The sequence below is a fragment of the Solibacillus sp. FSL W7-1324 genome (assembly GCF_038008025.1).
Classification (GTDB): Bacteria; Bacillota; Bacilli; order Bacillales_A; family Planococcaceae; genus Solibacillus.
The window spans coordinates 1,822,426-1,836,047 of the sequence record NZ_JBBOYH010000001.1; the positions used below are offsets into that span (position 1 = coordinate 1,822,426).

Sequence of the window (13,622 nt, forward strand, 5' to 3'; positions counted from 1 at the left end):
TTCTTCTTAAAAGGAGGCGTTTCACATGTTAAAACAGAGAGAACTTCATGAAACAGCAGAATTATACGAATTATTACGTCATCCGTCTGTGTTTCCATTCGTACGTCAGAAAGCGACTTCAGCTGAAGAGTATTTATTTATGACTAAACAATTAATTGAAGAAGAACAAAACGGATTAACGATTTCACGTACAATTGTAGATGATTGGGGTGTCCCAATCGGAACAATCAGTATTTTTGATATCCAAGATGGCGCCGGCTTTTTAGGAACATGGATCGGCAAACCATATCAAGGCATCGGTTATAATCAGAAAGCGAAATTAGCGTTTTTAAATGAACTATTTTTCGACTATGATTTCCATACAGTTTTCTTACGCATCCGCGAAGAAAATGCGCGCTCACAAGCAGCAGCACTAAAATTACCTTATGTAGTAGATGCCGAGGAATCAAATCCATCTCTTTTCGCACAAATTAATCAAGGCGTAAATAAATTCCGTCTTTTCAAAATTCCAAAGGATCTGTTCTATTTAACGACAGCAAATACGCTCGAAGAAGCAGAAGAACAGGCAATGTAAAGAAGAAGTTTCACAGTGATGCGAATCCCTACTTTACGCTTATATGAATGTCACGTTATAAATATTCCTTAAACAAAACAAGGGGCTACCTTAAAAGTATGAACTTTTAGGTAACCCCTTTTTTATCGATTATTTTTCATATTGAGTAATTAAAGCAACCATTTCTTTCGGAGTTTTCGGATGTTCGACCTCCAGCATATGATCGATCATTTCTTCCGCTTTCTCTTCAAGCTTCTGAATTGCTTGCATGAATGACGCTTTTGTCAATTTTTCCTCATCCAATACTTGTGCAAAGCCTTGTTTTTTAAACAAGTTGGCATTTAAAATCTGATCGCCGCGACTTTTTGCAGCAGATAGAGGAATAAGCAGCATCGGCTTATGCAACGCTAAAAATTCAAAAATCGAGTTCGAACCGGCACGCGATACAACATAATCTGTCGCATACAATAAATCCGGCAATTCTGTCGTCACATATTCAAATTGACGGTAGCCCTGAAGATTTTCAAGTTTTTTGTCGGCGTTCCCTTTACCACATAAATGGATGATCTGGTAGTTCTCAAGCAAGGCCGGTAAATTTTCGCGAAGCGCATCATTTATTACGACAGATCCCAAGCTTCCGCCCATAACAAGCATTACTTTTTTCTCGGTTGTAAATCCACATAACGCCATGCCCCGTTCGCGATTCCCTTCAAATAGCTGCTGACGGATGATCGAACCCGTACAAGTCGATTTGTCGATCGGTAAATGTTTCATCGTTTCTTTGAATACCGTGAAAATATGGGACGCGAACGGCAATGAAATTTTATTTGCTAATCCAGGCGTCACATCCGATTCATGAACAACAACCGGTATATTTGCCAACTTTGCCGCAATCACAACAGGCACTGATACAAATCCACCCTTTGAAAAAATGACGGTCGGCTTAATTTTCTTGATAACTGAAAAGGCTTGTGTAATCCCCGCCATCACTTTAAACGGATCTGTAAAGTTCTGTACTGAAAAGTATCGACGCAGCTTTCCGCTTGAAATACTATGATATGGCAAAGAAGGGAAAGCATTTGTAATCAGTTCCTTTTCAATCCCATCATGTGAGCCTATATAATGGACATTATACCCCGCTTCCTGCAATGAAGGGATAATCGCTTCATTTAGTGATACGTGACCGGCCGTACCTCCGCCTGTTAAAATAATTGTTTTTTCTTTCATAAATTTCTCCTAACAAAGCAATTGTCATTGCATCTATCTTATGCAATAGTACATTTCAACATGCTTCGATAAATATCTTATTTATTTGTTGTTACTTTTTATTTTCATGATTGTTTTACAAAACTCTTAAACTTTTCTTTTTTAATAACCTTAAATTATTATTTCAAAAAAATGATTTATGTAATTATCACTTCAATTCCTGGAATTTTCGTCTCTTTTCAAAAGAGACTTTTAAAAGTATACCGTATATTGTAGCACATTTTGGCACTTTATAAAGCTTTTCTCTAAAATTGGGTGTTTTCACATATAAATTTTTAAAGTTCCCAAAAAATAATTAGTATTCAATAAAAGTATTTATATTGTTTCAAGAATTCCGTTAATGCTTTGAAAACCCAAAAAGCTATCCTTTTCAAATGCGAAAAGAATAGCTTCAGCAAAATATTTTTTAATAAATGTTGTGTCCAACTGTTCCCTTCCTGTACATAGCCGACACTATTGACGAATTAAGGTACAGAAATAATTTCAAGATTATTGATGTTCTCACCAATAATCACTAGGTTCGATTCCATTTTTATATATTCCGGCAGCCATTGGACCATTCCATAGGCATACTGGAACAACATTGGATTTTTGATGCCTTCAATCGGGACGTACCCTTTCATACGGTAAACCGTATCGGGCAAAGTTCGAACCCAATCTTCAAACTGTTCTTGAGTAAAGCTTGTGTCAAACCGTACGAGGCGAGAGCCTAAATTAAAGCTTTCACCTATACGTGCTGACACGATGTCTTCTTTAGAAACCCGAGCTGTAGACTGCATATTTTGCAATAACTTCAACGGTACTCGTCCATTAGTTGTCTGAAGGATAAAAGCATTTGCATTGAACCCTTGCAGCTCATAGACAACTTGCGCCTGTTCCGATTCCGTAAGCAAGTCCGTTTTGTTCGCCAATAACAGATGGGCATGACGAATTTGTTCCATAAATAGTGAACGTACCTGTGGCGTCAGACTTGAGCGGTCTAACCATAAGCGGCTGTCTGCCACTGTTACAATCCCCTTAATATTTAACTTATCCGCAAATAAAGGCGAGTAGACTGCATCCAGTGCTTCTACAGGGTGTGCGGCCCCTGTTGTTTCAATAATAAGTACATCAAATTCCTGATCGTGTAAAAGCGATTGAATTTGCGCTTCCGTTTTTTCCGCCCCACTGCAGCAAATACAGCCTTCCAGCATTTCCTTCAAAGGTACATCCTGTTCCACCGCCTGTGAATCAAAAGGCAGCTTTCCTAATTCATTCATAATTACAGCAGGCTTTAAATTTGCCTCTTTCAATTGACGAATGACATCGGTCAACATGGACGTTTTGCCGCTTCCTAAAAATCCGCTAAATAAATATACATCTTTCATCGTTTCACTTCCTATAATAATGGGCTGGCAATCAAGTGTTTTTGCACTTTTTGCCAGCCCGCAATTTTTATTCTTTTGTCGTTTCTTCAGGCTTTATATCCAATAATTCTTTTGCCTTTAAAATTTGAGGATCTTCATTTTTCAGCTTTTCGCTAATTGCATCCATTAAGGCATAGGTTGTATCGCCTGTTAAAATACCTGTCACTTCAAGTTCATTATCTTGTTGGTATTCTTTTAATGCTGCTTCTGTCGATTCGTCAAACTTTGTATCAACTTCACCTGGTTCATAACCTAAAACTTCCAAGATGCGCTCAGCTGTTTTGATGGACGCATGATCGGAATTCTGTTCATATGTCTGGCTTGGATCAATATATGGTAATGAAGCATAATCCGGATAGTCAACTTTCACATCCGGTGCAATTCCTTTTTCATTCACCCAGTTGCCGTCTGGTGTTAACCATTTGCCTGTTGTGAACTTCAAGTTTGCTCCGTCTTCCATATAGATGATTTCCTGCATTGTCCCTTTACCAAAGGAAGTCAAACCAACGATTTGGGCACCTGCAGACTCTTTTAGAGCACCTGCCAAAATCTCAGAAGCAGAAGCACTTCCTTCATCGATTAGGATTGTTAAAGGAAGTTTATATTTAGAACGATTATCTGCAGCTACAATTTGTGGCGCTTCATCTTTTTCTTGAATTTGAACGATTGTTTTTCCTTCTTCAACAAACAAGTTTGAAATATCGATTGCTGCTTTTAAATAGCCGCCTGGATTCTGACGTACATCTAAAACAATCCCTTTCATTCCCTGTTTTTCATATTCAATTAACAGTTTTTCCAGTTCTACTGCAGTATTTTCACTGAAAGATGTGATTTGGAAGTGAGCAATTCCTTCTTCATCAATATCACCATATACAGTTTCTACCGGAATATCATCACGCACAATAGTTGTATCAAAGCTTTCAGCATCTCCGCGCTGAATTGTCAGAGTGACTTCAGATCCTTTTTCACCGCGAATCAATAACACAGCTTCTGTAGAGCTCATGCCTTTGACGCTTTTCCCGTCAACCGCTAATACCATATCTTTCGGTTGTAAACCTGCTTTTTCTGCAGGAGTATTTTTAATTGGAGATACGATCATGATATATCCATTTCGCTCTTGAATCTCCGCACCAATTCCTTGAAAACTTGAAGAAAGGCTTTCATTGAAAGAGGTTGCCTCATCTTTATTCATATAATCAGAATAAGGGTCACCCAATGCATCAAACATTCCGTTGATTGCACCATATACCACTTCTTCTTCATTTATGTCTTCATAATATTTTTGCTGAAGTGCATCATACGCATCATAAAGTTTTTTGAATTCTGCCCGTTCTACCGGTTCTTTTACTTCCACAACTTTCTTTTCACCGAATGTTAACGCAAAAATTGTTAAACCGGCTGTACATAAAATTGTCAGGAAAATAACCATTATGAATGCAAATGGTTTCATGCGTAAATACTTTCCTGCCGGTTTTGTTATTTGCTCTTCGTTTAAACCGTTTTGATCCTCATCTCTTTTTTGTTCATCCATTTCAATTTCACCACTCTCATTTATACACTGTCTGATGTCACACTATACCAATAATATCAGTTTACAAGCGACTAGAAAAGGATAGACGTCATTTTTTTTATTTCATTTCATATTAAATAGGAAAAAGCAGCGATTTCCGCAATATAGTGGACTCGCTGCCTGATCTATCATTCAGTTTTTGCTTCTTTTAAAACTTCATTTGGTATATTGATCTCTTTTACTTCATCGAATTTAGAATAGACAATGTTTGCATCATTTTCAATCGTTGTTTCCTGACCTTCGACATTTGTGATGATTTTCAGATCCATATCCATTTCTTTTATGTCAAACGTATCTTTTGCTACAACTATATTATACTGTGAATCTTCAAAGGACATATTTTTTAAAATTTCCTCATTCATTTCCATTGATTCTCCAAGGCTTGCACCCATTTGCGAAAGGATGAACTGCTTGAATTGGTCCCCTTCTATATTCAATGTCAGTAAATAATTTTCTTCGTCCTGTTCAAAACTGAAATCTTCGATAAACTGCTCAAGCTGTTCAAGTTGCTGTGATGCATCTGCCTGTGCACCGGTTTGCGCCAACAGTTGTTCATATTGCTCATCCGGCATTTTCAGCCATTCATTCGATTCGCCGTTATATAAGTAAAAGCCATCTTCTTCTGTCATATACATTTCAATAGGCATTTCCATGTTATCCTCGCCCATATCCATTTCGATTGTTCCTTTAGAATACATGGCCATCGGATTTTGCTGAATATCCATTGCCAAATTCGAGTTGCTCGTCATTTCCATCGTCTGACCATCCATTAAGAAAGTCGTCACCTGATCCATTTTTGTTTCAGCATGAACACTTTTTAAATTCTGCTGGCGCTGCATGGCATTTTCATATACTTGCTGTAAAGTTAAATTGGCTTCGTTTTCTGTACCGTCAACCGGTTCTGCTGTATCCCCACATCCTGCAACCAATGCAATTGATAGTGTAGACATTGCGAATAAATATCTTTTTTTCAAATCATTTCAACCCTTCCTACAGTAAACTTCCCCTATCCATACCCTAATATGTACTATTTATATCTTTAAAATTGAAATAAGGATAATTGTATTTTAATTTATTATTAAAAATCTTCTATGGAAAGCGTGCATTTTTTTAGAAATGCCGGATAGAATAAAAAGTGTCTACAGGCATAGACACTTTTTATTTTCACCAATTTAGTTTTATACCGTATTGTTCATTTAAAAACACATGCAGCTCTTTATACGTACAAAGCGCAATCCCGATCACAATTTCATTTTCATTCATGTCTTTCTCGATTCTCAGGTTGTTATCAAAAATGTGGAAATTCATCGGCAATGCTTTAATATCGACACTAATATTATGTGCGGCTTTGTTGCGCCAATAATTCAGCAACCATAAGTTTTCGAATAATTTCTGTTCGATTAAACCTAATGCATAAACAGAATAGACTTTCGTACTGTAATTGGAGCTTGCCATCGGGATATAAGTTGCCTGATCCTTGAAGCTCCGAACTTTTGGCAGCTTTTCCTGAATCAGATGATTAATGGCATTTTCACAAAACAGACTCACCGTGACAATATTCGCTAACGGATCCACTGTGCTTGAGATTCGATCAATAAATTTCTTCGCTACTTCCTGACTCATCCCCTCACTCCTTTTTACTTTTTGACCGTCATCTTTTGTGCTTTAAAATTGCCGGTATTTCAGTTTGCCCACAACATAAAATCGATATGCCAAACATCGGTTAAGAAAATTTTTGAAAATTTTAATCGGCGAAAAAACTAAAAATGCACAATACAGATGTAATGTGCATTTACCCAATTATTGAATATGTGCGCTTTCCTGCTATTTCTTCATTAGCTTGATTTGGCGCTCCATTCTTTTATCTGCTTTATAATCACGAACAATCAAAATTGCATGAATCACTGCCGGTATCCATATTAAAAAACATAAGAAAAAGTTAATTAATGCTTGGATCGGTTTTCCGCAAAACAGGACGGCTATAGGCGGCAAGAAAATAGCTAATAAATACATCATTTGTTTCACCTGCTCCTAAAATTTTATTTATTGAATTAGTCTGCCCATTAAATTGACCGTTATTATAAATCATTTTCTCTAAATGAAATAACATTCCGTATGTTCTGACCACAAAAAAAAGCACCTAACAGTTATTACCTGTCAGGTACTTTCGAATTAGCATTGCAATCCCTTACTATTATTAGTCTTGAATAGCCGCTTCCAACGCAATTACCATCATGTCATTGAACGTAGTTTGGCGTTCTTCTGAAGTTGTTACTTCACCAGTTAAGATGTGGTCAGATACAGTTAATACTGTTAAAGCTTGACGACCGAATTTCGCAGCTAATGTGTATAGTGCTGAAGTTTCCATTTCAACAGCTAATACGCCATATTGCGCTAATTTTTCGTTTTGTGCTTCATCTGAATAGAACATATCTGCAGTGAAAATATTACCTACACGTACATTTAAGTTCGCTTCTTTAGCAGCATTGTATGCTTTCAATAATAAATCAAAGTCTGCAGTTGGTGCATAATCGATTGTACCGCCGAAAACAACGCGATTCATATTTGAATCTGTAGACGAAGTTTGTGCAATAATAACGTCACGTACTTTCACGTCTTTTTGAATCGCACCACAAGTACCTACACGGATTAGTTTTTGTACACCGTACTCTTGCATTAATTCAGTAGCATAAATTGAAATGGATGGTACACCCATGCCTGTACCTTGTACAGAAACACGTTTCCCTTTATAAGTTCCTGTGTAGCCAAGAATGTTACGTACTTCGTTATATTGTACAACATCTTCTAAAAATGTTTCGGCAATATATTTTGCACGTAATGGATCTCCTGGTAATAGTACAATTTCTGCAATGTCGCCTTTTTTGGCATTAATATGAACGCTCATCAAAAAACCTCTTTTCATCATAATTCTTTTAAATTGTAAACGTTTTCGTATAAACATTCAATCGTTAGACGTCTTGCTTCACAAAAAAATTTGCATAAAAAACAATATTTGGACAAAATAACGATTAATTTTACGCAGCTTGCCTTACTTTCACTATACCCCATCTGGCAAATTGCATGCAAAACATTGCTTATACCGAAAATTTATTTTCATAAAGGTCCCATAATTGGTCAAAGGCACCGATTGTTAAAAATTCATTGGACTGAAATTCTATATAATTTGTAAGCTCATCAAAGCTGTCAGACATTTTTGGAAAAGCATGATCGTGAAACATGCTTTCCGCAAAACGCACTTTCTCGTCCGACCATTCTCCCCCTCTAAATGTGAGAGCAAAATGATAAAATGATTTTTTCAAAATTTTCCCTCCTTTATACTTTTTTCACAATAAATAGTGTAAATTTCCCATTCATGTAGTAAAATAGTTAAATATTGATTTTTCAGAAAGTGGTGAATTATTTGCGAAAGAGCAAGAAAAATAAACCTAATAAAGAAAAACGAATAAAAAAATCTATTAAACCGAAAGCCCTATTTCACTTCTTTCACCTAATACGAGGGAAAATTTTAATTACTTTTACTATTTTAATGGCAATAATTATCTCGATGCAAATTTTGTCGTATATCAATATAACAAATTTGGAGAATAATTTACGAGAATTTGCTGAAGAAAATCTCCAGCAGCAAATGCATATCAATAGTTTAGCTTCTGATATCGCGAAACTTTCAAGCCATGAACAAACTTATTTAATTACGGGCGACGAAAAATTTCTTCAATTATATGAAGAGACGAAGGAACGGATACATACAAATATAACATCTGTTGAAGCATCGTTTAGAAATCAGGATGAAGAACTTAAAATCGTCGGCTTAATCCAACAGTTTTATGCTAATTATTTATCCTATTCTAAATCGACGATTGAAGTACGTCAAAAATATGGCTATGAAAATGCCGCTAAACTGTTTGCTAATAGCGGAAGCCAAAATTTCAAAGGCTATATAGATGAAAATACAGGGAAACTGATTCAAATACTTGAACAGCGCAATGAAAAAACGATTTCAGACTTGGAACAGTTTGCATTTGCCTCAAAAATAATGATTTCTGCCTTAACGGGTGTTGCTGTTATTTTAACTATTTCATTGGGCTACATTTTATCGAAATCGATTCGGAGAAATACGAAAAAAATCAATGAATCGATTCTGGATATCGCACAAGCTGGCGGTGACTTAACACGACGTGTAAACGTTAAAACAAAAGACGAATTTTCATTAATAGCAAATTCCACGAACGTTTTAATCGAATCAATCTCTGCTTTGGTGAAACGCGTGTCAAACCTTGCCGATAATGTATCGGGAAGTTCACAGGAATTAATGGCACTAGCAGATGAAAACGCGCGAACAATTGATTTTATTGCTGATTCTACGATGAACATCGCGAGTGACAGCAGTGAAATTCTAAACAGTATCGGAAGTGCCGGAAACGAAATGCAAAATTTGGAGCAATCGATGCATATTTTAGATGAAAAGGCTCGGGAAGTTCAGCAAGCGGCATCTGAAATGAAAGACGCTGCACATCAGGGTAGCAGATCGGTGAATCATTCAGCCAATGTGATGCTTGAAATTGAAGAAACAATGGCAACAACTTCGGATACGGTTGAAAAATTAGGGGAAAGATCCAAAAATATTACGTCCATTATCAGTACCATTACAGCAATTGCCGAACAGACGAACCTCCTCGCTTTAAATGCGGCGATTGAGGCTGCTCGGGCCGGAGAACATGGACGGGGCTTTGCGGTTGTAGCGGCTGAAGTTCGAAAACTTGCCGAGCAATCCCAAAAAGCAGCAAAAGAAGTTTCAGCAATTATCGGATCGATTCAAACAGAGGTCAATTCCATTATCGAGCAAAACCACACTGGGGTAGAAAAAGTAATCCGAGGTGTTGAAGTGACGAATGAGACGACAAATTCTTTACAAAATATTTTACTGCAAACAGAGAAAACATCTGATATCTTAACACAAATGGTTACTCAGATTGAACAAACGTTAAATAATAGTCACAGTGTCACAACTTCATTCGTACATGTGGCAGCCATTGCAGACAATACTGCTGCGAATACAGAACGCAGTGCAGCGGCTGCATCACAAGGTTCCGCATCCATGGAGGAAATTAATGCTTCAGCCGTCGAACTGGCTTCACAAGCTGATCACCTGCGAAGTGTTGTTAACGAATTTAAAATCTAAAAAAACTCGCTCATGGGTAATTCCATAAGCGAGTTTTTTTATTCAAACAATGATTTATATTCAGCGTAACCTTCTTTTTCAAGATCCTCTACCGGAATAAAGCGCAATGCCGCTGAGTTAATGCAATAACGCAATCCACCCAATTCTTGTGGACCATCAGGAAATACATGGCCTAAATGGGAATCGGCTGTTTTACTGCGGACTTCCACACGACGCATACCGTGTGATGTATCAAAATGCTCTGTTACCTCCACTGACTCAATTGGCTTTGAAAAAGATGGCCAGCCGCATCCTGCATCATATTTGTCTTTTGAACTGAAAAGTGGCTTTCCTGAAACGATATCCACATAGATACCATCTTCGAAAACATCATTGTACTCATTGCGGAATGGAGGTTCCGTTCCTTGGTTTTGAGTAACATGATACTGCATATCTGTTAATTCTTTTAAACGCTGCTCTTTATTCATTTATTTCGACCCCCAGTGTTTTTCGATAAATCCTGCACGTCCAGAACCTACAGAATAGCGTTCGTAATGTGCCGGATTCTTTTTATAATAGTGCTGATGATAATCTTCCGCTGCGTAAAATGGCTTTGCTTCAAGTATTTTAACAGCAATCGGTGATCTGAATTTACCGCTCGCCTCCAGTTTGGACTTGGATAGTTCCGCAATCTGCTTTTGGACATCATCATGGTAAAAAATCGCCGTAGTGTATGATTCGCCACGGTCATAAAATTGACCGCCTGCATCTGTCGGATCAATCAGTGTCCAATAAAGTTCAACCAGTTTTTCATACGGATAAATTTCAGGATCAAACGTAATCTGAACTGCCTCGAGATGCCCCGTTGTTTCACTGCATACTTGTTCGTATGTCGGGTTTTCAACATGACCGCCCGTGTAACCGGAAACGACTTCTATAATACCGGGCTGTTGGTCAAATGGCTTTACCATACACCAAAAGCAGCCCCCTGCAAATGTCGCTTTTTCATATGCCATTAAAATTACCTCCTATTTTACTTCGTCTGGTTTGGAATAACTACTTCCAACTCTATTTTATCATTCGGTAAATCAATTTCCTTTGCGCGCACTCTCGAACCGCTTGCGATATTAATGCGCGACAGATCCACATATATTTCTTCGTCATTTGGCTTTACCGTTATCCAGTTTGGAAAATTAACCGCATCATCAATCATTTTCAGAACCGTTTTCGGAGGAATATTTACCTTGCCCACATGGACAGCCTCTTGACTCAGTGTAATATTACCATTATTTACAACTGGAATGAAATCCATCTGTATCGGTAATTCAATATTAAAAACAGTTAAAGTACTATATAAATAAATTTTATCGTCCACTGTCAGCTCTACTGGAACCGGGGACTGGTTCATAGCTTCCGATAAATATTGTTTTGCAATTGCTTCGAATTCTTTCGCTGTCGTTTCTACCGTCAGTATATTGCCCTCTACTTGGAGTGGCGGCTGTTCGGTAGCCTGGTTGACGTCAGCAGTTATTAAATAGAGCAATGTGGCGAATGTTATGAGTACTGCTCCAGCCAATAGTAAAAATGCGACTTTCCATTTGTTCATCTTCTCACTCCTCAAATCCTAATAAACCGTCTGACATCTGCTCAATATCACATTGTTGCATAGTTTCAATGATACGCTTTGTCATACGATCATATCCTGTGCTATTCGGATGAAAGAAGTCTACATGATATACCATATCCTCATTTGATACAAATAAATCCTCTACAGATACGAAACACGCATTTTCATCTGTGGCAGCAAGCTTTTCGATTTCTTCATTCCACTCCGAAATAATCGGATCAAAAGGTGTTATTTCATCGACTACGATTGAAAAGGGATTATAAAACCCGACTAAAATAATCGGCGCCTCAGGATTTACTTTGCGAATTTCTGCTATGACTTTTTCGTAACGCTCAGCAAAGCGGGGCAATTCCTTATCAAACATAGATTTTTTCATTGAAAACAAATTCTTTTTAACAATTTTCATTACATCATTACCACCGAGCGTAATCGTAATCAGATTTGCTTTTTGCAGCTCTTCTTCATAGTGGCCACGCTCAAGTAAACTTAGCAGCTGGTCACTGCGTCTACCATTTTTACCTCGATTATCGAGTTCCACTTCCTCTACCATCGGCCATTTTTCCAGCTCCTGCTGCAGACGAATTGTATAGCCATAATCCTGTGTTTCATCTCCAACACCACGTGTAAGTGAATCACCTAATGCTAAATAAAAAACCGATTGTGCATTTTCTTCCTTACGATCAGACCAGTCTAGTTGAAATACATCATTTATAATATCAAAAAAGCTCGTTGCGACTGTTTCTTCGTTTTCGGCTTCTTCTTCTGATATAGACAATTCATTATTATCACTGGATGAATTGTCGGATTGTTGTGCTTCTTCTATTTGTGGGTCAATTGTAACGGAGCATGCGGACAAGAAAATGACAGCTAATGATGTGAGTACTAACCGCCACATGCAACTTCCCCCTTTTTATTTTGTTATTTCATTATAAAATATTTTCCTTATCTTTAGGAATGATTTGCCTATAAAAATAGTGATATATCAGAAAATATTTTTTCACTTTACAAAAAAAGTAATTCTAAAGTTGATATTCTTTAGAATTACCTTTTACCTATTCTGTATAATAAATAAAACCGATTGCACCTTCACCTGTATGTGTACTGATAACCGGCGAAGTAAAGGCAACTTCAACTTGCCCTGTATAGCCTGTTGCTTTTACCTGTTCAATCAACGGATTCACTAAAGTATCCAACGAATTTGCATGGGAGATGCCGACACCTGCCACTTTTTTGCCTTGAGTATCCTTTTCAAATTCACTCATTAAATATTTCACCACTTGCTTATAACTGCGCGGTTTTGCACAAATCGTCACTTCCCCAATATCCAAGTGACCAATCGGCTTAATATTCAACAAAGAACTGACAACTGCCTTACCTTTTCCGATTCGGCCGCCCTTCACCATGTTTTCCAATGTGTCCAATGCAACAAAAAGACGTGTGTTTTCACGTACTCGATTCACACCTGCAACAATTTCCTCCACAGAAGCACCTGCATTGCGTAAACGGATCGCTTCACGAAGCTGGAATGCCAATCCAAAAGCTATATAACGTGAATCTATTACAGTTACGTCAGAATCACTCATTTGCGATGCTTGATTGGCTGACTGATAGGTACCGCTCATATTGCCTGTCATATGGATCGATACAATTTTTGAACCATCTTTTCCAAGTTCGTCATATAATTCTTTAAATGCACCTGGAGACGGCTGAGAACTTTTTGGCAGTTCTTTTGCTGTTTTTAGTAACTCAATAAATGTATCCGGTTGCAAATTTACACGATCTGTATACGTTTTTTCATCAATTTGAACTGTTAGTGGTACTACATGAATTCCATGTTCCTGAATTTCTGCGTCTGTTAAATCGCAAGTTGAATCTGTTACGATATGAATTTGACTCAAAGAAAACACATCCTTTATCTATCTTCCTTACTATTATAAAGAAATCATATTTGTTTACCAATATGACATTTGTCATTGAAGAATGACCCCGTTTATCACTATTTACATATGACATATAGCAGT

At 37.4% G+C, this 13,622-nt stretch carries 15 protein-coding genes; 2 read left to right on the forward strand and 13 right to left on the reverse strand.

Annotated elements, in window-relative coordinates:
• The first annotated feature begins 25 nt into the window (after nt 1-25).
• Nucleotides 26-574, forward strand: coding sequence for a GNAT family N-acetyltransferase (locus MKY71_RS08795; protein WP_339176496.1), 549 nt, complete (start codon nt 26-28; stop codon nt 572-574).
• Between the two features lie 129 nt (nt 575-703).
• On the opposite strand, the gene MKY71_RS08800 is transcribed toward MKY71_RS08795, so the two are convergent.
• From MKY71_RS08800 to MKY71_RS08835, 8 genes are all read right to left on the reverse strand, one after another.
• Nucleotides 704-1,780, reverse strand: a complete 1,077-nt coding sequence (locus tag MKY71_RS08800) for an undecaprenyldiphospho-muramoylpentapeptide beta-N-acetylglucosaminyltransferase (protein ID WP_339176497.1) — start codon at nt 1,778-1,780, stop codon at nt 704-706.
• 503 nt (nt 1,781-2,283) lie between these two features.
• Nucleotides 2,284-3,186 (reverse strand): CobW family GTP-binding protein, encoded by a 903-nt coding sequence (locus tag MKY71_RS08805; protein WP_339199468.1) that lies wholly within the window; start codon nt 3,184-3,186, stop codon nt 2,284-2,286.
• 67 nt (nt 3,187-3,253) lie between these two features.
• Entirely contained in the window at nt 3,254-4,756 is a 1,503-nt protein-coding gene (locus tag MKY71_RS08810; RefSeq protein ID WP_339176499.1) for a lmo1851 family serine protease, read from the reverse strand.
• 167 nt (nt 4,757-4,923) lie between these two features.
• A complete protein-coding gene (locus tag MKY71_RS08815) occupies nt 4,924-5,769 on the reverse strand; it encodes a DUF6612 family protein (RefSeq protein ID WP_339176500.1) in 846 nt (281 codons plus the stop codon).
• Between the two features lie 190 nt (nt 5,770-5,959).
• Entirely contained in the window at nt 5,960-6,418 is a 459-nt protein-coding gene (locus MKY71_RS08820; RefSeq protein ID WP_339176501.1) for an RND transporter, read from the reverse strand.
• 201 nt (nt 6,419-6,619) lie between these two features.
• Nucleotides 6,620-6,811, reverse strand: a complete 192-nt coding sequence (locus MKY71_RS08825) for a YqaE/Pmp3 family membrane protein (protein ID WP_340732257.1) — start codon at nt 6,809-6,811, stop codon at nt 6,620-6,622.
• Nucleotides 6,812-6,992: 181 nt separating this feature from the next.
• On the reverse strand, nt 6,993-7,700 hold the full coding sequence (gene deoD / locus MKY71_RS08830) for a purine-nucleoside phosphorylase (RefSeq protein ID WP_251687817.1): 708 nt from the start codon (nt 7,698-7,700) through the stop codon (nt 6,993-6,995).
• A gap of 190 nt (nt 7,701-7,890) precedes the next feature.
• A complete protein-coding gene (locus tag MKY71_RS08835; protein WP_339176503.1) occupies nt 7,891-8,115 on the reverse strand; it encodes a YozE family protein in 225 nt (74 codons plus the stop codon).
• Between the two features lie 92 nt (nt 8,116-8,207).
• Here MKY71_RS08835 and MKY71_RS08840 point away from each other — a divergent pair, with 92 nt between their 5' ends.
• On the forward strand, nt 8,208-9,995 hold the full coding sequence (locus MKY71_RS08840; RefSeq protein WP_340733625.1) for a methyl-accepting chemotaxis protein: 1,788 nt from the start codon (nt 8,208-8,210) through the stop codon (nt 9,993-9,995).
• Nucleotides 9,996-10,033: 38 nt separating this feature from the next.
• On the opposite strand, the gene msrB is transcribed toward MKY71_RS08840, so the two are convergent.
• The 5 genes from msrB to MKY71_RS08865 form a co-directional block, all read right to left on the reverse strand.
• The gene (msrB, locus tag MKY71_RS08845; protein WP_339199474.1) at nt 10,034-10,462 is read right to left on the reverse strand and encodes a peptide-methionine (R)-S-oxide reductase MsrB; all 429 of its coding nucleotides are present in this window, start codon (nt 10,460-10,462) and stop codon (nt 10,034-10,036) included.
• On the reverse strand, nt 10,463-10,990 hold the full coding sequence (msrA, locus tag MKY71_RS08850; protein WP_339176506.1) for a peptide-methionine (S)-S-oxide reductase MsrA: 528 nt from the start codon (nt 10,988-10,990) through the stop codon (nt 10,463-10,465).
• A gap of 17 nt (nt 10,991-11,007) precedes the next feature.
• The gene (locus tag MKY71_RS08855) at nt 11,008-11,580 is read right to left on the reverse strand and encodes a YpmS family protein (RefSeq protein ID WP_339176507.1); all 573 of its coding nucleotides are present in this window, start codon (nt 11,578-11,580) and stop codon (nt 11,008-11,010) included.
• Nucleotides 11,581-11,584: 4 nt separating this feature from the next.
• The gene (locus MKY71_RS08860; RefSeq protein ID WP_339176508.1) at nt 11,585-12,496 is read right to left on the reverse strand and encodes a GDSL-type esterase/lipase family protein; all 912 of its coding nucleotides are present in this window, start codon (nt 12,494-12,496) and stop codon (nt 11,585-11,587) included.
• A gap of 157 nt (nt 12,497-12,653) precedes the next feature.
• Nucleotides 12,654-13,499, reverse strand: a complete 846-nt coding sequence (locus tag MKY71_RS08865; RefSeq protein ID WP_339199480.1) for a DegV family protein — start codon at nt 13,497-13,499, stop codon at nt 12,654-12,656.
• Nucleotides 13,500-13,622 lie beyond the last annotated feature (123 nt).